At 70.4% G+C, this 21030-nt stretch carries 35 protein-coding genes; 1 reads left to right on the top strand and 34 read right to left on the bottom strand.

Translation table 11 applies throughout. The features are described from left to right. Positions 1–3: 3 nt before the first annotated feature. Both KPL57_RS70425 and KPL57_RS28285 read right to left on the bottom strand, forming a co-directional pair. Entirely contained in the window at positions 4–933 is a 930-nt protein-coding gene (locus KPL57_RS70425; RefSeq protein WP_226353819.1) for an isopenicillin N synthase family oxygenase, read from the bottom strand. After that, complete coding sequence (locus KPL57_RS28285; RefSeq protein WP_226353820.1) at positions 930–2339, bottom strand: cytosine permease; 1410 nt, start codon at positions 2337–2339, stop codon at positions 930–932. The genes KPL57_RS70425 and KPL57_RS28285 overlap by 4 nt, the downstream gene beginning before the upstream one ends. Before the next feature lie 127 nt (positions 2340–2466). Here KPL57_RS28285 and KPL57_RS28290 point away from each other — a divergent pair, with 127 nt between their 5' ends. After that, the gene (locus KPL57_RS28290) at positions 2467–2937 is read left to right on the top strand and encodes a hypothetical protein (protein ID WP_226353821.1); all 471 of its coding nucleotides are present in this window, start codon (positions 2467–2469) and stop codon (positions 2935–2937) included. 73 nt (positions 2938–3010) lie between these two features. Here the strand turns inward: KPL57_RS28290 and truA are convergent, their stop codons facing one another. From truA to rpsJ, 32 genes are all read right to left on the bottom strand, one after another. Continuing rightward, on the bottom strand, positions 3011–3817 hold the full coding sequence (gene truA, locus KPL57_RS28295) for a tRNA pseudouridine(38-40) synthase TruA (protein ID WP_226353899.1): 807 nt from the start codon (positions 3815–3817) through the stop codon (positions 3011–3013). Positions 3818–3909: 92 nt separating this feature from the next. After that, entirely contained in the window at positions 3910–4578 is a 669-nt protein-coding gene (rplQ, locus tag KPL57_RS28300; protein WP_226353822.1) for a 50S ribosomal protein L17, read from the bottom strand. Positions 4579–4580: 2 nt separating this feature from the next. Then, positions 4581–5633 carry a DNA-directed RNA polymerase subunit alpha gene (locus tag KPL57_RS28305; RefSeq protein WP_062397812.1) on the bottom strand — a complete coding sequence of 351 codons (1053 nt, stop codon included), beginning with the start codon at positions 5631–5633 and terminating at the stop codon, positions 4581–4583. Between the two features lie 91 nt (positions 5634–5724). Then, positions 5725–6330, bottom strand: coding sequence for a 30S ribosomal protein S4 (gene rpsD / locus KPL57_RS28310; RefSeq protein ID WP_060710555.1), 606 nt, complete (start codon positions 6328–6330; stop codon positions 5725–5727). 17 nt (positions 6331–6347) lie between these two features. After that, the gene (gene rpsK / locus KPL57_RS28315) at positions 6348–6755 is read right to left on the bottom strand and encodes a 30S ribosomal protein S11 (RefSeq protein WP_020622915.1); all 408 of its coding nucleotides are present in this window, start codon (positions 6753–6755) and stop codon (positions 6348–6350) included. Continuing rightward, complete coding sequence (rpsM, locus tag KPL57_RS28320) at positions 6755–7135, bottom strand: 30S ribosomal protein S13 (RefSeq protein WP_020622916.1); 381 nt, start codon at positions 7133–7135, stop codon at positions 6755–6757. The genes rpsK and rpsM overlap by 1 nt, the downstream gene beginning before the upstream one ends. Positions 7136–7309: 174 nt before the next feature. Continuing rightward, positions 7310–7423: a 50S ribosomal protein L36 gene (rpmJ, locus tag KPL57_RS28325; protein WP_020622917.1), complete on the bottom strand. Its 114-nt coding sequence runs from the start codon at positions 7421–7423 to the stop codon at positions 7310–7312. Between the two features lie 61 nt (positions 7424–7484). Then, entirely contained in the window at positions 7485–7706 is a 222-nt protein-coding gene (gene infA / locus KPL57_RS28330; RefSeq protein WP_010228514.1) for a translation initiation factor IF-1, read from the bottom strand. A 286-nt stretch (positions 7707–7992) separates the two neighbouring features. Beyond that, positions 7993–8838, bottom strand: coding sequence for a type I methionyl aminopeptidase (gene map, locus KPL57_RS28335; RefSeq protein WP_073576462.1), 846 nt, complete (start codon positions 8836–8838; stop codon positions 7993–7995). 56 nt (positions 8839–8894) lie between these two features. Next, positions 8895–9449, bottom strand: a complete 555-nt coding sequence (locus KPL57_RS28340; protein ID WP_226353823.1) for an adenylate kinase — start codon at positions 9447–9449, stop codon at positions 8895–8897. Between the two features lie 129 nt (positions 9450–9578). Beyond that, complete coding sequence (gene secY / locus KPL57_RS28345) at positions 9579–10889, bottom strand: preprotein translocase subunit SecY (protein ID WP_073576464.1); 1311 nt, start codon at positions 10887–10889, stop codon at positions 9579–9581. 281 nt (positions 10890–11170) lie between these two features. Beyond that, complete coding sequence (gene rplO / locus KPL57_RS28350) at positions 11171–11632, bottom strand: 50S ribosomal protein L15 (protein WP_226353824.1); 462 nt, start codon at positions 11630–11632, stop codon at positions 11171–11173. After that, positions 11629–11814, bottom strand: coding sequence for a 50S ribosomal protein L30 (gene rpmD, locus KPL57_RS28355; RefSeq protein ID WP_062403786.1), 186 nt, complete (start codon positions 11812–11814; stop codon positions 11629–11631). Before rpmD ends, rplO begins: the two co-directional genes overlap by 4 nt. Before the next feature lie 5 nt (positions 11815–11819). Next, on the bottom strand, positions 11820–12455 hold the full coding sequence (gene rpsE / locus KPL57_RS28360) for a 30S ribosomal protein S5 (RefSeq protein WP_062397823.1): 636 nt from the start codon (positions 12453–12455) through the stop codon (positions 11820–11822). A 34-nt stretch (positions 12456–12489) separates the two neighbouring features. Then, positions 12490–12903, bottom strand: a complete 414-nt coding sequence (rplR, locus tag KPL57_RS28365) for a 50S ribosomal protein L18 (protein WP_280118285.1) — start codon at positions 12901–12903, stop codon at positions 12490–12492. Further along, positions 12903–13442 carry a 50S ribosomal protein L6 gene (rplF, locus tag KPL57_RS28370; RefSeq protein WP_226353825.1) on the bottom strand — a complete coding sequence of 180 codons (540 nt, stop codon included), beginning with the start codon at positions 13440–13442 and terminating at the stop codon, positions 12903–12905. The genes rplR and rplF overlap by 1 nt, the downstream gene beginning before the upstream one ends. A gap of 17 nt (positions 13443–13459) precedes the next feature. Further along, a complete protein-coding gene (rpsH, locus tag KPL57_RS28375; protein WP_226353826.1) occupies positions 13460–13858 on the bottom strand; it encodes a 30S ribosomal protein S8 in 399 nt (132 codons plus the stop codon). A 121-nt stretch (positions 13859–13979) separates the two neighbouring features. Beyond that, positions 13980–14165, bottom strand: coding sequence for a type Z 30S ribosomal protein S14 (locus KPL57_RS28380; RefSeq protein ID WP_020622927.1), 186 nt, complete (start codon positions 14163–14165; stop codon positions 13980–13982). Positions 14166–14169: 4 nt separating this feature from the next. Continuing rightward, on the bottom strand, positions 14170–14733 hold the full coding sequence (rplE, locus tag KPL57_RS28385; RefSeq protein ID WP_226353827.1) for a 50S ribosomal protein L5: 564 nt from the start codon (positions 14731–14733) through the stop codon (positions 14170–14172). A 1-nt stretch (position 14734) separates the two neighbouring features. After that, positions 14735–15061: a 50S ribosomal protein L24 gene (rplX, locus tag KPL57_RS28390; RefSeq protein WP_062403788.1), complete on the bottom strand. Its 327-nt coding sequence runs from the start codon at positions 15059–15061 to the stop codon at positions 14735–14737. Positions 15062–15074: 13 nt separating this feature from the next. Next, a complete protein-coding gene (rplN, locus tag KPL57_RS28395) occupies positions 15075–15443 on the bottom strand; it encodes a 50S ribosomal protein L14 (protein WP_010228481.1) in 369 nt (122 codons plus the stop codon). An 8-nt stretch (positions 15444–15451) separates the two neighbouring features. Next, a complete protein-coding gene (rpsQ, locus tag KPL57_RS28400; protein WP_062397834.1) occupies positions 15452–15727 on the bottom strand; it encodes a 30S ribosomal protein S17 in 276 nt (91 codons plus the stop codon). After that, the gene (gene rpmC, locus KPL57_RS28405) at positions 15724–15969 is read right to left on the bottom strand and encodes a 50S ribosomal protein L29 (protein ID WP_020622931.1); all 246 of its coding nucleotides are present in this window, start codon (positions 15967–15969) and stop codon (positions 15724–15726) included. Before rpmC ends, rpsQ begins: the two co-directional genes overlap by 4 nt. Beyond that, on the bottom strand, positions 15969–16388 hold the full coding sequence (rplP, locus tag KPL57_RS28410) for a 50S ribosomal protein L16 (RefSeq protein ID WP_020622932.1): 420 nt from the start codon (positions 16386–16388) through the stop codon (positions 15969–15971). Before rplP ends, rpmC begins: the two co-directional genes overlap by 1 nt. 3 nt (positions 16389–16391) lie before the next feature. Then, on the bottom strand, positions 16392–17237 hold the full coding sequence (gene rpsC / locus KPL57_RS28415; RefSeq protein WP_020622933.1) for a 30S ribosomal protein S3: 846 nt from the start codon (positions 17235–17237) through the stop codon (positions 16392–16394). Then, on the bottom strand, positions 17237–17656 hold the full coding sequence (gene rplV, locus KPL57_RS28420; RefSeq protein ID WP_062397838.1) for a 50S ribosomal protein L22: 420 nt from the start codon (positions 17654–17656) through the stop codon (positions 17237–17239). The genes rpsC and rplV overlap by 1 nt, the downstream gene beginning before the upstream one ends. 37 nt (positions 17657–17693) lie before the next feature. After that, the gene (rpsS, locus tag KPL57_RS28425; RefSeq protein WP_062397841.1) at positions 17694–17975 is read right to left on the bottom strand and encodes a 30S ribosomal protein S19; all 282 of its coding nucleotides are present in this window, start codon (positions 17973–17975) and stop codon (positions 17694–17696) included. Between the two features lie 15 nt (positions 17976–17990). Continuing rightward, a complete protein-coding gene (gene rplB, locus KPL57_RS28430) occupies positions 17991–18824 on the bottom strand; it encodes a 50S ribosomal protein L2 (RefSeq protein ID WP_062397843.1) in 834 nt (277 codons plus the stop codon). Positions 18825–18840: 16 nt separating this feature from the next. After that, positions 18841–19140, bottom strand: a complete 300-nt coding sequence (gene rplW / locus KPL57_RS28435) for a 50S ribosomal protein L23 (protein WP_062397845.1) — start codon at positions 19138–19140, stop codon at positions 18841–18843. Beyond that, positions 19137–19811, bottom strand: coding sequence for a 50S ribosomal protein L4 (gene rplD, locus KPL57_RS28440; RefSeq protein WP_226353828.1), 675 nt, complete (start codon positions 19809–19811; stop codon positions 19137–19139). Before rplD ends, rplW begins: the two co-directional genes overlap by 4 nt. Further along, positions 19808–20494: a 50S ribosomal protein L3 gene (rplC, locus tag KPL57_RS28445; protein WP_051050086.1), complete on the bottom strand. Its 687-nt coding sequence runs from the start codon at positions 20492–20494 to the stop codon at positions 19808–19810. Before rplC ends, rplD begins: the two co-directional genes overlap by 4 nt. 16 nt (positions 20495–20510) lie before the next feature. After that, positions 20511–20816, bottom strand: a complete 306-nt coding sequence (gene rpsJ / locus KPL57_RS28450; protein ID WP_003938093.1) for a 30S ribosomal protein S10 — start codon at positions 20814–20816, stop codon at positions 20511–20513. Positions 20817–21030: the final 214 nt, after the last annotated feature.

Below are 21030 nucleotides of genomic sequence, written 5' to 3' on the forward strand. Positions count from 1 at the left end.
AACCTATACCGAGATCGCGTCGAGGCGTTCGCGCAGGAACGGCGCGGACACCACCGGCTCCAGCGCCGTCCGGCCGAGCGGCGGCGCCAGCGGCGTGACGACGGCGTCGTGGTCCAGCTCGAAGAAGAACACCAGCGACACCAGGTCCTCGGCCGGGGCGTGGGCCTGCGGCGGCAGCACCCGGTGCCGTCCGGCCCGCCAGCGGTGCCCGGTCCAGTGCGCGAGCAGGTCGCCGACGTTCACCGTCAGCGCACCCGGGGTGTACGGCGCGTCGGTCCAGCCGTGCCCCTCGACGTCGACCTGCAGCCCGCCCGCCCCGGGCTCCCGGTCGAGCAGGGTGACGGTGCCGAAGTCGGTGTGCGGGCCGATCCGGAACTGCCCGGGCAGCGGTGTCCCGGTCTCGGTCATCGGCGGGTAGCGGTTGATGTTGAACGTCCACGTCGGGTGCGTCGCGAGGTCGCGCAGCGTCGACGGGGTCTGCCCGAGCGCACCCGCGCACAGCTCCAGCAGCGCCCCCGCGACGCGCGTCATCGCCGTGCAGTAGGCGGTCACCGCCTCCCGCAGCGCCGGGACCTGCGCCGGCCAGACGTTCGGCGGGAACCACACCGCGTCGACGTCCGCGTCACCGGTCGGCGCGAACGGCCCCACCGCGAAGGACTCCTTGAGGTCCGGCGGCGAGTCACCGCCCTCGACGCGGTCGTTGGCCTCGACGCCGGGGGGCAGCCACCCCCGCCCGCCGACGCCGACCGCGTAGCCGCGCTTGACCGGCTCGGGCAGCGCGAAGAAGTCCCGGGCGGCGGCCCGCACCGCCCACGCCGCGTCGTCCGGCACCCCGTGCCCGACGACCTGCAGGAAACCGGCCCGCTGCAACGCGGTGTCCACCGCGGCCGGGTCCGGCGCGGCCAGGTCCACGGTCGGGATGAGCGCGTTCACCGGGTCCCCCCACGCGTCGCGACGGCGGTGCGGCGCAGCAGCAGGGCGTAGAGCCCGGCCGAGAGCAGCAGCCCCACCAGGAAGGTCACGTCCCCGATCCCGGGCAGCAGCCGCGGCACCAGGCCGGTGAACAGCTCCTGGTTCGCGAACAGCAGCACCGACACCACGATGCCGACGGCCAGCGCGACCGGGCCCGCGTGGTTGCGGTGGGTGCGGTCGTAGAGCAGACCGGGGTCGGTCGGGCGCAGCCACTGGTCGGTGAGCACCACCCCGAGCCACGGCCCGACCCAGTACACGACGACCAGCAGGAACGCCTCGTACCCGGCCGCGGCGTCGCCGAGGGCGACCAGCGCGATCAGGAACCCGACCACCCCGAATGCCAGCGCGACGACAGCCCGCGCCCGCGCCAGCGGCACGTCGATGCCGAGCGCGAGGAACGCCATCGCCCCGGAGTAGACGTTGAGGACGTTCGCCGCGACCGCCCCCACCGCGATGGCGACCAGGGTCAGCACGGCCAGCCACCCGGGCAGCAGGCCGGTGTAGTTCGCGACCGGGTTGCCCGAGTCGAGCCCGGCCGCGGTCGCCGCCCCGACCGACGCCGCACCGACCGTCATGAGCACCGTGGTGGACAGGAACAGGCCGCCGCCCGCGGCGAGCCCGGTGGCCCGCGCCGACGCCGAACGGGGCAGGTAGCGGGAGTAGTCCGCGGCGTAGGGGCTCCAGCCCGCCGAGTACCCGACGACGGCGCCGACGGTCAGCAGGAACCCACCGACCCCGCCCACCCCGTCCGGCGACGCGGCCGCCCCCGAGTCCGACGCGGCGAGCACCAGCACCGCCCCGATCCCGAGCACGACCGCGAGCAGCGGGAAGGCGAGCCGCTCGAACGCCTGCACCAGGTTGTGCCCGAAGAACGCGACGGCGACCTGGACGACGACCACCGCCACCAGCCAGGCGACCGTCCCACCGCCGGTGATCGCCGACAGCGCGAAGGCGGCGCTGACGCTGTTCACCGCGAACCAGCCGAAGCCCGAGGTGATCGTCATCAGCGCGGCGGGCAGTGCGTTGCCGCGGTGGCCGAACGCGAGCCGCCCCAGCACCATCTGCGGCACCCCGGCGGCCGGTCCGCGGGCGGACAGGATCCCGTGGGCGAGCGCGGCGAGCAGGTTCCCGACGACGATCGCCGCGACCGCCGCGGGCACCGTCTGCCCGAACGCCGTCACCGACAGCACGCCGACGAAGATCGTCGCGAACTCCAGGTTCGGCGAGGTCCACGTCCAGAACAGCTGGCGGGGTCTGCCGTGCCGCTCGGAGTCCGGCACGGGCTCGGTGGAGCCGGGCTCGACGGCGACGATGCGGTCGCCGTACCCGCGGTCCGCGGCCGCGCCGACGGTGTTCTCGGTGGTCACCGCGCCACTGTGACCCGCGGACCGGGCGGGACGGAACCTCGGTAACCGACTGTTGACACGGGTTGCTCCGTCCGGCCCGTAGTCCTGCGGATTCCGCGGACGGGCCCGGTCCGCCACGATCGTCGGCATGCGGACGAACCTGAACGTGGCCCTGCAGGCCGGTGCCCTCCTGGCCTTCGCCGCCCTGCGGTTCACCGCGCCGGGGTGGTTCCTGATCATCCTGATCGTGACCCTGGTCGGCCCGGCCCTCCTGGCGGTCCCGACGGTGCTGTCGCTGACCGTGCTGCGACGCCGTGTGCTCGGCCCGGCGGTGGCCGCCCCGTTCGTCGCCTGCGCCGGGTTCCTGCTCGCCGGCGGGCTGCTGATGCCCGACTTCGGCGACACCGAGGACTCGGTGCGCGCCCCGCTGTCGGTGCTGCTGGAGGTCGCCGGGCTGTCCGCCGGGCCGACCGAGCCGCTGTACCTCCTCGGCTCGCTGGCCCTGACGGGCTGGTCGGTCTCGCTGGTCTGGCTGGTCGTGGCCCTGGCGCTCGACACCCGCCGGACGCACCGGGTCCCCGGGCCGCCGCACCCGGCCTGGGTGCGGCCGGTCTCCTGAGGCCGCTCGCCCCGTCCGCACCAGGACCGGTCGCACCGGGCCACGTTCCGGACCGGATCGCGCCGGGGGCCATTCAGCCCTCGCCCGGTACCCGGATCCGCCGGGTCCGCTCGGCGCGGGCGGCGAGCTCGTCGTCGGCGGGGTAGTCGACGCCGGTCAGCGACAGGCCGTGCGGCGGCGCGACGGTCACCTCGGAGGCGCGCAGCTCGCGGCGCAGCAGTCCCGCGGGCCAGTCGGCGGGCCTGCGCCCCCGGCCGACCTCGAACACCGCGCCGACCAGGCTGCGGACCATCGAGTGGCAGAACGCGTCCGCCGCGACCGCCGCGACCAGCACGTCCGGCTCGCCCGGCGCGGGCGACCAGTCGAAGCGCTGCAGCGCGCGCACGGTCGTCGCGCCCTCGCGGCGCTTGCAGAACGCGGCGAAGTCGTGCTCGCCCAGCAGCAGCGCCGAGGCGGCGTTCATCGGCTCCGGGTCCAGCGGGTACGGCCAGGCGACGGTCTCCCGCGCCCGCAGCGGCTCGGCCCCGAACGCGGCCGTGGTGACCCGGTAGCGGTAGTGCCTGCGCAGCGCGGAGAAGCGGGCGTCGAAGGCGTCGGGCACCCGCCCGAGGTCGTGCACCCGCACGTCGGGCGGGAGCAGCCGGTTCAGCCGCCGCAGCAGGCCGTCGACCTGCGGTGCGAGCGTCTCGGGGAGGTCGACGTGGCAGACCTGGCCGGACGCGTGCACCCCGGCGTCGGTGCGCCCGGCGACGGTGAGCCGCAGCGGGGTGCGCAGCACGGTCGACAGGGCCTCGGTGAGCACGCCCTGCACGGTGCGCCGGGTCGGCTGCTGGGCCCATCCGGAGAAGTCGGTGCCGTCGTAGGCGACGTCGAGCCGCAGCCGCACGGTGCCGGCCCCCGGGTCGGGGGCACCGGAAACGCCGACGAGCCCGCCGTCGGTGACGGCGGGCTCGTCGGTGTGGTGCGGTCGGCTCAGGAGCCGGACTCCTTCTTGCCCTTGGAGTCCTCGGCGGCCTCGGACGCCTCGTCGGCGGCCTCCTCCGCGGCGGCAGCGGCGTCGACGGCCTTGTCGGCGGCCTCGGAACCCGGGGCCACCTCCTCGGCCTCGACCGCGGCGTCGACCGCCTTCTCGGCGGCCTCCTGTGCCTGGTCGGCGGCGGTGACCTCGGCCTCGGTGGCCTCGGTCGACTCCACCGTGGTGTCCTCGTCCGTGGCGGCCGGAGCGGCGGCCGCGGCCTGGGACGCGGCCGAACGACGGGCACGGTTCGCCTCGTCGGTGACCGTCTTCTGCTGGACCAGCTCGATGACCGCCATCGGGGCGTTGTCGCCCTTGCGCGGCATCGTCTTGGTGATCCGGGTGTAGCCACCGTTGCGGTCCGCGAAGAACGGGCCGATCTCGGTGACGAGGCGGTGCACGACCGACTTGTCGCGGATCACCTTCATGATCTCGCGCCGGTTGTGCAGGTCGCCGGCCTTGGCCTTGGTGATCAGCCGCTCCGCGTACGGACGCAGCCGCCGGGCCTTGGCCTCGGTGGTGGTGATCCGGCCGTGTTCGAACAGCGAGGTCGCCAGGTTGGCCAGGATCAGCCGCTGGTGCGCGGGCGACCCGCCGAGGCGGGCACCCTTGGTGGGCTGGGGCATGGCTACAACTGCTCCGTTTCTGCGTAGTCCTGACCGTCGTCACCGAAGGTGTCCGGGTCGAACCCGCTCCCACCGTCGACGCCGTAGTCGCTCGCCGCCGCCGACGGGTCGAACCCGGGCGGGCTGTCCTTGAGGGCCAGGCCGAGACCGACGAGCTTCATCTTGACCTCGTCGATCGACTTGGCGCCGAAGTTGCGGATGTCGAGCAGGTCCGCCTCGCTGCGGCCGACGAGCTCGCCGACCGTGTGGATGCCCTCGCGCTTGAGGCAGTTGTAGGACCGGACCGTGAGGTCCAGCTCCTCGATCGGCATCGCGAACGCCGCGATGGTGTCCGCCTCCTGCGGGGAGGGGCCGATCTCGATGCCCTCGGCGTCCACGTTCAGCTCGCGGGCCAGGCCGAACAGCTCGACCAGGGTCTTGCCGGCCGAGGCCAGCGCGTCCCGCGGGGTGATGGACGGCTTCGACTCGACGTCGAGGATGAGCTTGTCGAAGTCGGTGCGCTGCTCGACTCGCGTGGCCTCGACCTTGTAGGTCACCTTCAGCACCGGCGAGTAGATCGAGTCGACCGGGATACGGCCGATCTCGGCACCGGTGGCCTTGTTCTGCATCGCCGGGACGTACCCGCGACCGCGCTCGACGACGAGCTCGACCTCGAGCCGGCCCTTGTCGTTGAGCGAGGCGATGTGCAGGTCCGGGTTGTGCACGGTGACACCGGCGGGCGGGACGATGTCCCCCGCGGTGACCGCACCCGGGCCCTGCTTGCGCAGGTACATCGTCACCGGCTCGTCCTCCTCGGAGCTCACGACGAGCTCCTTGAGGTTGAGGATGATGTCGGTGACGTCCTCCTTGACCCCCGGCACGGTGGTGAACTCGTGCAGGACGCCGTCGATCCGGATGGACGTGACGGCGGCACCGGGGATCGACGACAGCAGCGTCCGGCGCAGGGAGTTACCGAGGGTGTAACCGAAGCCCGGCTCCAGCGGCTCGATGACGAACCGCGACCGGGTCTCGGTGACGACGTCCTCGGCCAGTGAGGGTCGCTGAGAGATCAGCATGGGTGTGTGCCTCCTTCGCACCTGCGACAACCGCTATTTGATGTCGCAGTGAGAACCGCCGCCCCTCCCTGCGGGGCGACGGCGTGTCGAGCTACTTCGAGTAGAACTCGACGATGAGCTGCTCGGTGACCTGGGTGTCGATCTGAGCGCGCTCGGGCAGCTGGTGGACCAGGATCCGCAGGGTCGACGGGACGACCTGCAGCCACGCCGGGACCGGGCGGTCGCCCTGGGTCTCCTTGGCGATGACGAACGGGTCGGTGTTCCGCGACTTGTCCTTGACGTCGATGATGTCGTAGCGCGACACCCGGTAACTGGGGATGTCGACCTTCTTCCCGTTGACCAGGAAGTGGCCGTGGTTCACCAGCTGACGGGCCATGCGCCGGGTGCGGGCGAGGCCCGCGCGGTACACGACGTTGTCGAGGCGCGACTCGAGGATCTGCAGCAGCTCGTCGCCGGTCTTGCCCTCCCGGCGGTGCGCCTCCTCGTAGTAGGCGCGGAGCTGCTTCTCCTGCAGGCCGTAGCCGAAGCGGGCCTTCTGCTTCTCCTGCAGCTGCAGGAGGTACTCGGTCTCCTTGATCCGGATCCGGCCGTGCTGGCCGGGCGGGTAGGGACGACGCTCGAACGCCTGGTCGCCGCCGACGAGGTCGGTCTTCAGTCGGCGGGACTTGCGGGTCATGGGGCCGGTGTAGCGAGCCATGGTGGTTCTCCCTTCCCCTAGACCCGGCGCCGCTTGGGCGGACGGCAGCCGTTGTGCGGCTGCGGGGTCACGTCGGAAATGGTGCCGACCTCGAGGCCGGCTGCCTGCAGCGAGCGGATCGCCGTCTCGCGGCCCGAGCCCGGGCCCTTGACGAAGACGTCGCACTTCTTCATGCCGTGGTCCATCGCCTTGCGGGCGGCGTTCTCGGCGGCCAGCTGCGCGGCGAACGGCGTCGACTTGCGCGAGCCCTTGAGGCCGACGTGCCCGGACGAGGCCCAGGCGATGACGGCACCGGTCGGGTCGGTGATCGACACGATCGTGTTGTTGAACGTGGACTTGATGTGGGCGTGACCGTGCGCGACGTTCTTCTTCTCGCGACGGCGGACCTTCTTGGGTCCGGCACCCTGACGTGCGCGGGGCGGCATTACTTCTTACCTGCCTTCTTCTTACCGGCGACGGTCTTCTTCGGGCCCTTGCGGCCGCGCGCGTTGGTCTTCGTGCGCTGGCCGCGGACCGGAAGGCCGCGACGGTGACGGATGCCCTGGTACGAACCGATCTCGATCTTCCGGCGGATGTCCGCCTGGATCTCACGGCGCAGGTCACCCTCGACCTGCAGGTTCGCCTCGATGTACTCGCGGAGCTTGCTGACGTCCTCGTCGGTCAGGTCCTTCGACCGGAGGTCGGGGCTCAGCGCCGTGGCCTCGAGGATCTCCTTGGACCGGGTCCGTCCGACCCCGAAGATGTAGGTGAGCGCGATCTCCAACCGCTTTTCGCGGGGGAGGTCGACGCCGGCAACACGTGCCATGCGGCGTTGTCTCCTTGTTGTCGTCCCAGGTCTTCCCGATGCCCGTCCCGTTCCGCCGCTGAGCTGAACGGGCCCCGGCCTGGTTCCGGGGGTACTACCGGGCCCGTGTGGCCCGGCAGGTGCATCGGGGGCTTCTGCTGCGCGATCAGAGGATCGCGACCGGTACCGCTCTGCTCAGCCCTGGCGCTGCTTGTGGCGCAGGTTCGAGCAGATCACGATGATCCGGCCGTGACGGCGGATCACCTGGCACTTGTCGCAGATCTTCTTGACGCTCGGCTTGACCTTCACGTCGTCTGCCTCTGTGTGTCGTTCTTGTGGGTCTCGCGACCGACCGTGGTGGAGCTGGTCGTCACTTGTAGCGGTAGACGATGCGGCCGCGGCTGAGGTCGTAGGGCGACAGCTCGACGACCACCCGGTCCTCCGGAAGGATCCGGATGTAGTGCTGGCGCATCTTCCCGCTGATGTGCGCGAGAACCCGGTGGCCGTTCTCCAGCTCCACCCGGAACATCGCGTTCGGCAGGGGTTCGACGACCCGGCCCTCGACCTCGATCGCCCCGTCCTTCTTGGCCATGTCCTCCGCTATCCGTGACAGGTGTCGGTTGCCCCGGTCGACAGCGGTGCCGACGACCGGTTCGGCGCGCGCGGACGGAGCCGGACCGGGAACACTGTGGGATACACGGAGCACACGGAGCGGACGTCACAGGACGCGCCGATGGTCCAGTGTACGGAGGCCGTGCGAGGCCGGTGCAGGCGGGGGTGACGGGCGTGGTAGACGCCCGGGAGGCCGACGGTAACGGACCGACCCGGTCACGGACCAGTACCCGTGCGGAGCGCGTCGGGTACCGGTGGCGCGGGGCTCAGGCGCCGGGGCGGTCCGGTGCGCCGGCGGGCGCGGTCAGCAGCCACGGCCCGTCCTCGGTGACGGCGACGGTGTGCTCCCAGTGCACGGCCCGGCCGCCCGCCGCGGTGACGACCGTCCAGCCGTCCTCGAGCTCCAGGGTGTCCGGGTCCCCCGCGACGAGCATCGGCTCGACGGCCAGGGCCATGCCCGGGCGCAGCCGCGGCCCCTTGCCCGGCTCGCCGTGGTTGGGCAGGAACGGGTCCATGTGCATCGAGGTGCCGATGCCGTGGCCGCCGTACTCGGCGACGATCCCGTAGTCGGCGCGGTCGGCCAGCGCCGCGGACCGGCACGCCTCCTGGATGGCGTAGGAGACGTCGGTCAGCCGGGCCCCGTCGCGGACGGCGAGGATCCCCGCCTCCATCGCGCCGCGGCAGGCCGCGGACAGGGCGAGGTCCTCCGGCGACACGTCCCCGACGGCGATGGTCACCGCGGAGTCGCCGTGCCAGCCCTCGACGATCGCGCCGCAGTCCACCGAGATCAGGTCTCCCTCGGCGAGCACCTGCTTCGGCGACGGGATGCCGTGCACGATCTGCTCGTTCACCGAGGCGCAGATGCTCGCCGGGAAACCGTGGTAGCCGAGGAACGAGGGGACGCCGTTGCCGTCGCGGATCGTCTGCTCGGCGAGCGCGTCGAGCTCCGCCGTGCTGACACCTGGCTTCGCGTGCTCGGTGACCGCGGCCAGCGTGGCCGCGACCAGCGCGCCCGCCACCCGCATCGCCTCGAGCTGACCGTGGGTCTTGAGCTCGATGTCCCGACCCCGGTAGCGGGCGATGGCCCCGCGGATGCCGCCGCGACCGTTCATGTGTCCGTCCCTCGGTTCCCCGCCGTGGCGCCGGTGGTGCCGGCGCCGACCGGGTCTCAGCCGTTGCGGTTGTGCAGCGCCGAGAAGACCCGGTCGGTGATCTCGTCGATCTCGCCGACGGCGTCGATCGTGACCAGCCGGTCACGGTAGTGGTCCAGCAGCGGAGCGGTCTCCTCGCGGTAGACCCGCTGCCGGTTGCGGATGGTGTCCTCGTTGTCGTCGCTGCGGCCGCGGCCGAGCAGCCGCTGCACGACGACCTCGTCGTCGACGTCGAACTGGACGACGGCGTCGAGCTCCAGGCCCTTGTCGGACAGGATCTCCTCGAGGGAGCCCGCCTGGGCCACGTTGCGCGGGAAGCCGTCGAGGATGAAGCCGCTCGCCGTGTCGGCGTCGCCGAGCCGGTCGCGCACCATCCCGACGGTCACCTCGTCGGGGACGAGGTCCCCGGCGTCCATGTAGCGCTTCGCCTCGCGACCGAGCTCGGTCTCGTCACGCAGGTTCGCCCGGAACAGGTCCCCGGTCGAGATGTGCGGGACGTCGAGCCGCTTGGCCATCTGCTCAGCCTGGGTCCCCTTGCCGGCACCGGGCGGTCCCACCAGAACGAGTCGCACGAGAACCCGACCTCCTGAAGTCTTGTCGTCCATGGCGCCGGCGTCCTCGCCGGCACACGATGCCCGAGGCACCACGATCGGGGCCGGGGCCCCGCACCGGGGTTCCCGCTCGGCCACGTTCCGGCGAGCCTAACGCAGGAAACCCTCGTAGTTCCGCTGCATGAGCTGGCTCTCGATCTGCTTCAGGGTGTCGAGGCCCACGGTGACCATGATCAGCACGGCCGTGCCGCCGAACGGGAAGTTCTGGTTCTGGCCGCTGCCGGTGATCCCGAGGAAGAAGTTCGGGAGCACCGCGATGAGGCCCAGGTAGAGCGATCCCGGCAGCGTGATGCGGCTGAGCACGAAGTTCAGGTACTCCGCGGTGGGCCGCCCCGGGCGGATGCCCGGGATGAAGCCGCCGTACTTCTTCATGTCCTCGGCGCGCTCGTCGGGGTTGAACGTGATGCCGACGTAGAAGTACGTGAAGAAGATGATCAGTGCTACGTACAACACGATGTGCACGGGATTGGACTGATCGACGAGATAGGTCTGCACGAACTGCTGGAACCAGCCGCCGTCGTTCCCGGCGAGCCGGGCGACCAGGTCGGGCAGGTAGAGCAGCGAGCTACCGAAGATCACCGGCACGACACCGGCCTGGTTGACCTTGAGCGGCAGGTAGGTCGAGGTGCCGCCGTACATCCGGCGGCCGACCATGCGCTTGGCGTACTGCACCGGGATCCGGCGCTGGCCGTTCTCCACGAACACGACGCTGGCGATGATCGCGAGACCGAAGACGCAGACGCCGGCGAAGACCAGGCCGCCGGAGTTCTCCAGGATCAGCCGGCCCTCGGCGGGGATGCGGTGCGCGATCGAGGCGAAGATCAGCAGCGACATGCCGTTCCCGATGCCGCGCTCGGTGACCTGCTCGCCCAGCCACATCACCAGCGTGGTCCCGGCGACCATGACTATCACGATGACGATCAGGGTGAAGACCGACGAGTCCGGGATGATCGGCAGCGCACAGCCCTGGAACAGCTGACCGCGCTCGGCCAGAGCCACGAAGCCGGTGGCCTGCAGCACCGCGATACCGATCGTCAGGTACCGCGTGTACTGCGTGAGCTTGGCCTGGCCGGACTGGCCTTCCTTCTTCAGCTGCTCGAACCGCGGGATGACGACCTGCAGCAGCTGCACGATGATGCTCGCGGTGATGTAGGGCATGATGCCCAGCGCGAAGATCGACAGCTGGAGCAGTGCCCCGCCGGAGAACAGGTTGATCAGGGAGTAGACGCTGGCGTTGTCGCCGCCCTCGACCTGACGGACACATTCCTGGATGTTGGGGTACGACACCCCCGGCGAGGGGATGTTCGCCCCGAGCCGGTACACCGCCACGATCGCCAGCGTGAAGAGGATCTTCTTGCGGAGATCCGGCGTGGTCAGGGCCGCCCGGACTGCGCTGAGCACTCGGTGATCCTCCTACGACGTCGGCGGCCCGACACCGCCTGCGCCGGCCCCTGAGGGGTCGGCCGGGTTGGTCGACGCGCGTTCCGCGCCTCGCGAGACACCCGGGCCGGTGTGTACCGGCGGGGGCTGCGCGCCCACGGGGCGCGCCAGGTAATCGGTGGACACTCGGTCCGGAAGTGACTGTAACAGCGGCCCGGAAACGCCTCGGCGCCGCCCACGGGCCCGGTCCACCTGGGGTGGAGCGGGCGCCACGGACGGCGCCGGGGGACGTGCGGTGGGGCCTACAGCTCGGAGACCGAGCCGCCGGCCGCCGAGATCTTCTCGCGCGCGGACGCGGAGAACTTGTGGGCCTTCACGGTCAGGGCGACGCCCGAGAGCTCGCCCTCGCCGAGGACCTTCACGAGCTGGTTCTTGCGAACCGCGCCCGCCTCGACCAGCTCGGCCGGACCGACCTCGCCACCCTTCGGGAACAGGGTGGCCAGCTCGCCGACGTTCACGACCTGGTACTCGACCTTGAAGCGGTTCTTGAAGCCCTTGAGCTTCGGGAGCCGCATGTGCAGCGGCATCTGCCCGCCCTCGAAGCGCGGGGACACCGTCTTGCGGGCCTTGGTGCCCTTGGTACCGCGACCGGCGGTCTTGCCCTTGGAGCCCTCACCGCGACCCACACGGGTCCGCGCCTTCTTCGAGCCCGGGGCCGGCCGCAGGTCGTGGAGCTTGATGACGGAGTTCTCGTTCTCGCTCACGACTGCACCTCCTCCACGGTCACGAGGTGGCGCACGGTGTGGACGTAACCGCGGGTCTGCGGGTCCGCCTCACGCACCACCGACTGCCGGATCTTGCGCAGGCCGAGCGAGCGCAGCGTGTCGCGCTGGTTCTGCTTGCAGCCGATCCGGCTCTTCACCTGGGTGATCTTCCACGTGGCCATGTCGCTCACACCTTCGCCGCGTCGGCCTCGGCGCGCTGGCGCATCATGCTCGCCGGGGCGACGTCCTCCAGCGGCAGGCCGCGGCGGGCCGCGACCTCCTCCGGACGCTGCACCGACTTCAGCGCCGCCACCGTGGCGTGCACGATGTTGATGGCGTTGTCGGAGCCGAGGGACTTGGACAGGATGTCCGAGATCCCCGCGCACTCCAGCACCGCGCGGACCGGGCCGCCGGCGATGACACCGGTACCCGGGGAGGCCGGGCGCAGCATGACGACGCCGGCGGCGGCCTCACCCTGCACGCGGTGCACGATCGTGCCGCCGATGCGGGGGACGCGGAAGAAGTTCTTCTTCGCCTCCTCCACGCCCTTGGCGATCGCGGCCGGCACCTCCTTGGCCTTGCCGTAGCCGACGCCCACCAGGCCGTCACCGTCGCCGACGATCATCAGCGCGGTGAAGCTGAACCGGCGGCCGCCCTTGACGACCTTGGCCACGCGGTTGATCGTGACCAGCCGCTCGATGTACGGGGTCTTGTCCTGGGCCGCCCCGCCACGGCCACCGTCCCGGCGGTCCCGGTTGTTGCGGTTGTCGTTCCCACCGCTGCCGCCCGGGGCTCCGCCGTCACGCCGCGTACGTCCCGGCATCAGACAGTCCCTTCGATCTTCTCGGTCTGGTTCATCAGAACTCCAGGCCTCCCTCGCGGGCGGCGTCGGCCAGGGCCGCGATGCGACCGTGGTAGGCCAGCCCGCCGCGGTCGAACACGACCGTGGAGATGCCCGCCTCCTTGGCCCGGGCGGCGATGAGCTCGCCGACCTTGGCCGCCTTGGCCTTCTTGTCGCCCTCGACGCCACGCACCTCGGCGTCCAGCGAGGAGGCGAAGGCCAGCGTGTGGCCCGCCAGGTCGTCGATCAGCTGGACGGTGATGTGCCGCGAGGAGCGGTTGACCGCCAGCCGCGGACGCACCGGCGTCCCGGAGATCTTCTTCCGGAGCCGGGCGTGCCGGCGGATGCGCGAGTCGCGGCGCTTGCGCGCCACCTGGGACGCCATACGGCGGCGGGCGGAACCCGACACCGTCTCGTTCGTCTCGGCCATCACTTACCCGTCTTTCCGACCTTGCGGCGGACCTGCTCGCCGGCGTACCGCACACCCTTGCCCTTGTACGGGTCGGGGCGGCGCAGCTTCCGGATGTTGGCAGCGGTCTCGCCGACCAGCTGCTTGTCGATGCCGGAGACCGAGAACCGGGTCGGCGACTCGACCGCGAAGGTGATGCCCTCCGCCGGCTCGATGACGACCGGGTGCGAGAAGCCCAGGGCGAACTCGAGGTTCTGCCCCTTCAGCTGCACGCGGTAACCCACGCCGTGGATCTCCAGCTTCTTCTCGTAGCCGGCGCTGACGCCGACCACGATGTTGTTGACGAGGGAGCGGGTCAGGCCGTGGTAGGCCCGCACCTCACGCTCCTCGTTCGGGCGCTTCACCAGCACCGTGCCGTCGTCGTCACGCTCGATCGTGATCGGCTCGACAGCGGTGTGCGACAGGGTGCCCTTGGGGCCCTTCGCGGTGACCGTGCGGCCGTCGATGGTGATCTCCACGCCCGACGGGACGGTGATGGGCAGCTTTCCGATGCGCGACATCGTTCGTTACCCCTCTCTCACCAGACGTAGGCGAGGACTTCCCCGCCCACGCCGCTCCGGTAGGCCTGCTGGTCGGTCATCAGACCCTGAGAGGTCGAGATGATCGCGATGCCGAGGCCACCCAGGACCCGCGGCAGGTTCGTCGACTTCGCGTACACACGCAGACCGGGCTTGGACACCCGGCGCAGACCGGCGACGCTGCGCTCGCGGTTGCGGCCGTACTTCAGCTCGACGACCAGGGACTTGCCGACCTCGGCGTCCTCGGTGTGGTGTGCCGCGATGTAGCCCTCCTTCTGAAGGATCTCCGCAATGGCGACCTTCAGCTTCGAGTGGGGCATCGCGACGCGGTCGTGGTAGGCCGAGTTCGCGTTCCGCAGACGGGTCAACATGTCTGCGATCGGATCGGTCATCGTCATGGTGTCTGTCTCTTTCCCGCCGTGGTTCCTCGTACCGGCGCGGCGCCCCTGTGCGGGGCACCGCACCGGTGCGGGCCTGCGGCGATCGGATCCGCTGCCCCGCGGACGCGGGGCGGTCGGATCACCAGCTGGACTTGCTCACACCCGGCAGCTCGCCGGCGTGCGCCATGTCTCGCAGGCACACGCGGCAGAGGCCGAACTTGCGGAACACGGCACGCGGCCGGCCGCACTTGTTGCAGCGGGTGTAACCCCGCACGGCGAACTTCGGCTTCGCGTTCGCCTTGTTGATGAGCGCCTTCTTCGCCATTCGCTCAGCTCTCCTTGAACGGGAAGCCCAGGTGGCGCAGCAGCGCCCGGCCCTCGGCGTTCGTGGTCGCGGTGGTCACGACCGTGATGTCCATGCCCCGCGGCCGGTCGATGGAGTCCGGGTCGATCTCGTGGAACATCGACTGCTCGTTCAGGCCGAACGTGTAGTTGCCACGCCCGTCGAACTGGTTGCCCTCGAGGCCGCGGAAGTCGCGGATACGGGGCAGCGCGATGGTCAGGAGACGGTCGAGGAACTCCCACATCCGGTCGTTGCGGAGGGTCACCTTCGCACCGATCGGCATGCCCTCGCGCAGCTTGAACTGCGCGATGGACTTGGTGGCGCGACGCAGCTGCGGCTTCTGGCCGGTGATGGTGGCCAGGTCCCGCAGCGCACCGTCGATCAGCTTCGAGTCGCGGGCGGCGTCACCGACACCCATGTTCACCACGACCTTGGTCAGGCCGGGGATCTGCATGACGTTGGTGTAGCCGAACTCCTCGCGGAGCTTGTCGAGCATCTCGTCGCGGTACCGCTGCTTGAGCCTCGGCAGGGTCTTCTCAGCCGTGGTCATCTCAGATCTCCTTCCCGTTGCGCCTGGAGATCCGGACGCGGCGGGTGGTGCCGTCCTCGCCCTCGACGGCCTTCTTGCCGATACGGGTCGGCTTGCCGTCGGAGTCGCACACCATCACGTTCGAGACGTGGATGGCGGCCTCCTGGGTGACGATCCCGCCGCTCTCGGCCCCGCGCTGGTTCTGGCTGATCCGGGTGTGCTTCTTGATCCGGTTCACGCCCTCGACCAGCACGCGCTGGCGCTCCGGGTAGGCCGCGATGACCTTGCCCCGTGCACCCTTGTCCTTGCCGGCGATCACCAGAACGGTGTCGCCCTTCTTGACCTTCATCTTCGCCTTCATGTCAGAGCACCTCCGGGGCCAGGGAGATGATCCTCATGAACTTGCGGTCGCGCAGCTCGCGCCCGACCGGGCCGAAGATACGGGTCCCCCGAGGTCCGTTGTCCGCCTTGATCAGCACGGCGGCGTTCTCGTCGAAACGGATGTAGCTGCCGTCGGGACGGCGCTTCTCCTTCTTGGTGCGCACGATGACCGCCTTGACGACGTCACCACGCTTCACGCCGGCGCCGGGGATGGCCTCCTTGACCGTGGCGACGATGACGTCGCCGATCCCGGCGTAGCGCCGCGCGGAGCCGCCCAGCACCCGGATGCACAGGATCTCCTTGGCACCGGTGTTGTCGGCGACGCGCAGCCGCGACTCCTGCTGGATCACTTCGACTCCTACTTGGCCTTCTCGAGGATCTCCACCAGCCGCCAGCGCTTGGTCGCCGACAGCGGACGGGTCTCCATGAGGCGGACACGGTCGCCGATACCGGCGGTGTTCCCCTCGTCGTGCGCCTTGACCTTGCTGGTCCGGCGGATGACCTTGCCGTACAGGGGGTGCTTCACCCGGTCCTCGAGGGAGACGACGATCGTCTTCTCCATCTTGTCGGACACGACCAGGCCCTCGCGGACCTTGCGCTCCCCGCGCTCGTCGTTCTTCTGCTCGTCGCTCACGCCGCGCCCTCGCTCTCGGTCGGTGCGGCGGAAAGGCCGAGCTCACGCTCGCGCATCACGGTGTAGCACCGCGCGATGTCGTGACGGACGGCCCGCAGCCGCCGGTTGTTGTCCAGCTGCCCGGTGGCCATCTGGAAGCGGAGGTTGAACAGCTCCTCCTTGGCCTCCCGGACACGCACGACCAGCTCCTCGTCGGAGAGCTCGCGCAGCTCGGCGGCCTTCGTGTTGCCACTGCTCGCCATCAGATGTCACCACCCTCACGGGACACGATCCGGCACTTCATGGGCAGCTTGTGGATCGCACGGGTCAGGGCCTCGTGCGCCACCTCGCGGTTCGGGAAGCTCATCTCGAAGAGCACCCGGCCCGGCTTGACGTTCGTGACCCACTTCTCGGGCGAACCCTTACCGGAACCCATGCGGACCTCGGCCGGCTTCTTGGTCATCGGGATGTCCGGGAAGACGTTGATCCAGATCTTCCCGCCACGACGGATGTGCCGGTTGATCGCGATACGCGCCGACTCGATCTGCCGGTTGGACACGTAGGCCGGCTCCAGCGCCTGGATGCCCCAGTCGCCGAAGGTGACCGCGGTACCACCGCTGGCCATGCCCTTGCGCTTGGGACGGTGCTGCTTGCGGTGCTTGACCTTGCGTGGGATCAGCATCGGTCAGCTCTCCCCACCGTTGCTCTGGTTCTCACCGGAGGCCGGGGCCTCGGCGGTCGCCGTCGCGGCGCCGCCGGCCTGGCCCGCGCTCTGCGCGGCACGCCCGGCCTCGGTGCTGGTCGCAGTGGTGCCCGAGGCACCGGAACGGCGCCGGGCCGGACGCTCGCGGCGCGGGCCGCGGCCCGGGGCCTCGGCGGCGGCCGGGACGCCCTCGCGGCGGCCACCGACGACGTCGCCCTTGTAGATCCAGACCTTCACGCCGATGCGGCCGAAGGAGGTCCGGGCCTCGAACAGGCCGTAGTCGATGTCGGCACGCAGCGTGTGCAGCGGGACCCGACCCTCGCGGTAGAACTCCGACCGCGACATCTCGGCACCGCCGAGGCGGCCCGAGCACTGGACCCGGATGCCCTTGACCTGCGGGCTGCGCATGGCCGACTGGATGGCCTTGCGCATCGCACGCCGGAAGGCGACCCGGTTCGACAGCTGCTCGGCGACGCCCTGGGCGACGAGCTGCGCGTCGGACTCGGAGTTCTTGACCTCGAGGATGTTCAGCTGGACCTGCTTCTTGGTCAGCTTCTCGAGGTTGCCCCGGATCCGGTCGGCCTCCGCGCCACGACGGCCGATCACGATGCCCGGACGCGCGGTGTGGATGTCCACCCGCACGCGGTCCCGGGTGCGCTCGATCTCGACCTTGGAGATGCCGGCCCGCTCCATGCCCTTGGAGAGCATGCGGCGGATCTCGACGTCCTCCTTGACGTACTCGGAGTACTGCTTGTCGGCGTACCAGCGCGACTTCCAGTCCGTGGTGATGCCCAGGCGGAAGCCGTGCGGGTTGATCTTCTGCCCCATCAGCGGGCCCTCCCCTTCGCACCACGACGGCCGGCCTTCTGCGGAACCGACTCGACCTCGATGGTGATGTGGCTCGTCCGCTTGCGGATGCGGTACGCACGCCCCTGGGCGCGCGGCCGGATCCGCTTCAGCGTCGGGCCCTCGTCGACCATCGCCACGGCGACCACGAGGGTCTCCGGGTCCAGGTCCAGGTTGTTCTCGGCGTTGGCCGCGGCGCTCGCCACGACCTTCGCGACGGGCTCCGCCGCGGCCTGCGGCGAGAACCGCAGGATCGCCAGCGCCTCGTCGACCGGCAGGCCGCGGACCAGGTCCACGACACGACGGGTCTTCGTCGGCGAGCTGCGGACGAACCGCGCCACGGCGCGCGCACGAGTCGGCTCGAGCGCAGCGCCGGTGGTCTCGGCAGTGGTCTCTGCCATTTTCTCCACCTCTCCTAGTCGCTACTCGGGCCGGCTACTAGCGCCGACGCGCCTTGCGGTCGTCCTTGATGTGGCCCCGGAAGGTCCGGGTGGGGGCGAACTCGCCCAGCTTGTGACCGACCATCGAGTCGGACACGAACACCGGGACGTGCTTGCGGCCGTCGTGCACGGCGATGGTGTGACCGATCATGTCCGGGATGATCGTGGACCGACGGGACCACGTGCGGATGACGGTCTTCTTGCCGGACTCGTTGAGGACGTCCACCTTCTTGAGCAGGTGGTCGTCCACGAAGGGGCCCTTCTTCAGGCTGCGCGGCATGTCTTACCTCCCTGCTCAGCGCTTCTTGCCGGTACGACGCCGGCGGACGATCAACTTGTCGGACGGCTTGCTCTTGCGGGTACGGCCCTCGGGCTTGCCCGCCGGGTTCACCGGGTGGCGACCACCGGAGGTCTTGCCCTCACCACCACCGTGCGGGTGGTCCACCGGGTTCATGACGACACCACGGACGGTCGGGCGCTTGCCCTTCCACCGCATACGGCCGGCCTTACCCCAGTTGATGTTGGCGTGCTCCGAGTTGCCCACCTCGCCGACGGTGGCGCGGCAGCGCACGTCGACGTAGCGGATCTCGCCGGAGGGCATCCGCAGCTGCGCGTAGGGCCCGTCCTTGGCGACCAGCTGGACGCCGACACCGGCCGAGCGCGCGATCTTGGCGCCGCCACCGGGGCGGAGCTCGATCGCGTGCACCACGGTGCCCGTCGGGATGTTGCGCAGCGGCAGGTTGTTACCCACCTTGATGTCGGCCCGGGGACCGTTCTCGATCTTGTCGCCCTGCTTGAGCTTCGCCGGCGCGATGATGTAGCGCTTCTCGCCGTCGGCGTAGTGCAGCAGTGCGATCCGCGAGGTGCGGTTCGGGTCGTACTCGATGTGCGCGACCTTCGCCGGCACGCCGTCCTTGTCGTTACGACGGAAGTCGATCAGACGGTAGGCGCGCTTGTGTCCGCCACCCTGGTGACGGGTGGTGATCCGCCCGTGCGCGTTGCGGCCGCCCTTGTTGTGCAGCGGGCGCAGCAGCGACTTCTCGGGGGTGTCCCGGGTGATCTCGGCGAAGTCCGACACGCTCGAGCCACGACGGCCCGGGGTGGTCGGCTTGTACTTACGAATGGCCATGGGTCAGCTCGCTCCCTCAGCTCGCCGGGCCACCGAAGACGTCGATCGACTTGCTCTCCTCGGAGAGCGTGACGATCGCGCGCTTGGTGTCCTTGCGCTTGCCGTAGCCGGTGCGGGAGCGCTTGCGCTTGCCCGGGCGGTTCAGCGTGTTCACGCTGGTCACCTTGACCCCGAACACCTTCTCCACGGCGATCTTGATCTGGGTCTTGTTCGCGTCCGGTGCCACGACGAAGGTGTACTGGCGCTCGTCGAGCAGCCCGTAGCTCTTCTCCGAGACGACCGGCGCGAGCAGCACGTCCCGCGGGTCCGTGATCACTTGTCGGCCTCCTCAGCGCGGCGGCCAGCAGCCTTCGGCTTCGCGATCGGGCCGGCCAGGAACTCGTCCAGCGCCGCCTGCGTGAACAGCACGACGTCGTTGACGAGCACGTCGTGGGTGTTCAGCTGGTCGGGCGCGATCAGGTGGACCTGCGGCAGGTTGCGCAGGCTCAGCAGGGCGTTCTCCGCGGAACGCTCGACGACCGCGAGCACCCGGCGGGCGTCGGGCACGACGGCCTCGATCGCCTTGCGGGCGGCCTTGGTCGACGGCGCGTCACCCTCGGAGAAGGCGGACACGACGTGCACGGCGCCGGCGCGGGCCCGGTCGGAGAGGGCGCCACGCAGGGCGGCGGCCTTCATCTTCTTCGGGGTCCGCTGCGAGTAGTCGCGGGGCGTCGGGCCGTGGACGATGCCACCACCGGCGAACTGCGGCGCGCGGATCGAGCCCTGACGGGCGCGACCGGTGCCCTTCTGCCGGTACGGCTTCTTGCCACCGCCGCGGACCTCGCCGCGACCCTTCACGTCGTGCGTGCCCTGACGCGCGGCGTTGAGCTGCGCGGTCACCACCTGGTGCATGAGGGCGATGTTCGCCGTCACGTCGAACACGTGGTCCGGCAGCTCGACGCTGCCGCCGGCGGAACCCTCGGGGGTCTTGATCTGCACGGTGCTCACTTGCCATCACCCTTCGCGGGGGTCTTCACCACGACGAGGCCACCGCGCGGACCGGGGACGGCGCCCTTGACGAGCAGCAGCCCGCGCTCGGCGTCCACCCGGTGGACCTTCAGGTTCTGCGTGGTCTGGCGGTCGGAACCCATCCGGCCGGCCATCCGCACACCCTTGAACACGCGGCCCGGGGTGGCGCAGCCGCCGATGGAGCCCGGCGAACGGTGCTTGCGCTGCGTGCCGTGCGAGGCGCCCAGGCCCTTGAACCCGTGGCGCTTCATGACACCGGCGAAGCCCTTGCCCTTGGTCACGCCCACCACGTCGACCTCGGCCACCTCGGCGAACGCCTCGACGGTGACCTCCTGGCCGGTGGTGTACTCGGCGGCGTCGGAGGTGCGGAGCTCCAGGACGTGGCGACGGGGGGTGACGCCGGCCTTGGCGAAGTGGCCGGACTCCGGCTTGTTCACCTTGCGCGGGTCGATGGCCCCGTAGGCCAGCTGGACGGCGGTGTAGCCGTCGGTCTCCTGCGAGCGCACCTGCGTCACGACGTTCGGCCCGAGCTGGACCACGGTGACCGGCACGATGCGGTTGTTCTCGTCGAACAACTGGGTCATCCCGAGCTTGGTGCCCAGGAGGCCGGTGACCTTCTTCGTCTGCTTGGTGGCAGTCGTCTTCTTGAATGCAGCAGTCATCGTCTCCACCCCGCCGTCACTGAATGTTGACGTCGACGCTCGCCGGCAGGTCGATGCGCATGAGCGCGTCGACCGTCTTGGGCGTCGGGTCGAGGATGTCGATGAGTCGCTTGTGCGTGCGCATCTCGAAGTGCTCGCGCGAGTCCTTGTACTTGTGCGGCGAGCGGATGACGCAGTACACGTTCTTCTCGGTAGGCAGCGGCACGGGGCCGACGACCCGGGCACCGGTACGCGTCACGGTCTCCACGATCTTGCGAGCAGACGCGTCGATTGCCTCGTGGTCATAGGCCTTGAGCCTGATGCGGATCTTCTGTCCCGCCATGGTCGTCGGTCGTCCTCTTCTTCCTGCCGCGGGGGTGTCGCGGTTCGGCCCCGTAAGAACTCGCGCCGTGCTGCCACCGGATGTCCGGCGGGCCGGCTGCGGCCCGTGCTCTGTTCAGGTCTCTGTCGGCCCGGAGTCGCGCGTCCAGTTCCCTGGAGCACTCGTCCTGCCGGGGCTCTCCGGTCCACGAGGTCGGGCGTGTCGCGCCCTACCC

It is taken from the genome of Pseudonocardia sp. ICBG601 (genome assembly GCF_020496245.1).

Coding starts and splice junctions, on each gene's coding strand:
- KPL57_RS28290 (WP_226353821.1), top strand. CDS start 2,467: ATGCGGACGAACCTGAACGTGGCCCTGCAGGCCGGTGCCCTCCTGGCC.
- rplQ (WP_226353822.1), bottom strand. CDS start 4,578: ATGCCCCAGCCCACCAAGGGTGCCCGCCTCGGCGGGTCGCCCGCGCAC.
- KPL57_RS28305 (WP_062397812.1), bottom strand. CDS start 5,633: ATGCTGATCTCTCAGCGACCCTCACTGGCCGAGGACGTCGTCACCGAG.
- rpsD (WP_060710555.1), bottom strand. CDS start 6,330: ATGGCTCGCTACACCGGCCCCATGACCCGCAAGTCCCGCCGACTGAAG.
- rpsK (WP_020622915.1), bottom strand. CDS start 6,755: ATGCCGCCCCGCGCACGTCAGGGTGCCGGACCCAAGAAGGTCCGCCGT.
- rpsM (WP_020622916.1), bottom strand. CDS start 7,135: ATGGCACGTGTTGCCGGCGTCGACCTCCCCCGCGAAAAGCGGTTGGAG.
- infA (WP_010228514.1), bottom strand. CDS start 7,706: ATGGCCAAGAAGGACGGGGCGATCGAGGTCGAGGGCCGGGTCGTCGAA.
- map (WP_073576462.1), bottom strand. CDS start 8,838: ATGAACGGTCGCGGCGGCATCCGCGGGGCCATCGCCCGCTACCGGGGT.
- rpmD (WP_062403786.1), bottom strand. CDS start 11,814: ATGGCCACGTGGAAGATCACCCAGGTGAAGAGCCGGATCGGCTGCAAG.
- rpsE (WP_062397823.1), bottom strand. CDS start 12,455: ATGCCGGGACGTACGCGGCGTGACGGCGGAGCCCCGGGCGGCAGCGGT.
- rplR (WP_280118285.1), bottom strand. CDS start 12,903: ATGGCCGAGACGAACGAGACGGTGTCGGGTTCCGCCCGCCGCCGTATG.
- rplF (WP_226353825.1), bottom strand. CDS start 13,442: ATGTCGCGCATCGGAAAGCTGCCCATCACCGTCCCGTCGGGCGTGGAG.
- rpsH (WP_226353826.1), bottom strand. CDS start 13,858: ATGACGATGACCGATCCGATCGCAGACATGTTGACCCGTCTGCGGAAC.
- KPL57_RS28380 (WP_020622927.1), bottom strand. CDS start 14,165: ATGGCGAAGAAGGCGCTCATCAACAAGGCGAACGCGAAGCCGAAGTTC.
- rplE (WP_226353827.1), bottom strand. CDS start 14,733: ATGACCACGGCTGAGAAGACCCTGCCGAGGCTCAAGCAGCGGTACCGC.
- rplX (WP_062403788.1), bottom strand. CDS start 15,061: ATGAAGGTCAAGAAGGGCGACACCGTTCTGGTGATCGCCGGCAAGGAC.
- rpmC (WP_020622931.1), bottom strand. CDS start 15,969: ATGGCGAGCAGTGGCAACACGAAGGCCGCCGAGCTGCGCGAGCTCTCC.
- rplP (WP_020622932.1), bottom strand. CDS start 16,388: ATGCTGATCCCACGCAAGGTCAAGCACCGCAAGCAGCACCGTCCCAAG.
- rpsC (WP_020622933.1), bottom strand. CDS start 17,237: ATGGGGCAGAAGATCAACCCGCACGGCTTCCGCCTGGGCATCACCACG.
- rplV (WP_062397838.1), bottom strand. CDS start 17,656: ATGGCAGAGACCACTGCCGAGACCACCGGCGCTGCGCTCGAGCCGACT.
- rpsS (WP_062397841.1), bottom strand. CDS start 17,975: ATGCCGCGCAGCCTGAAGAAGGGCCCCTTCGTGGACGACCACCTGCTC.
- rplB (WP_062397843.1), bottom strand. CDS start 18,824: ATGGCCATTCGTAAGTACAAGCCGACCACCCCGGGCCGTCGTGGCTCG.
- rplC (WP_051050086.1), bottom strand. CDS start 20,494: ATGACTGCTGCATTCAAGAAGACGACTGCCACCAAGCAGACGAAGAAG.
- rpsJ (WP_003938093.1), bottom strand. CDS start 20,816: ATGGCGGGACAGAAGATCCGCATCAGGCTCAAGGCCTATGACCACGAG.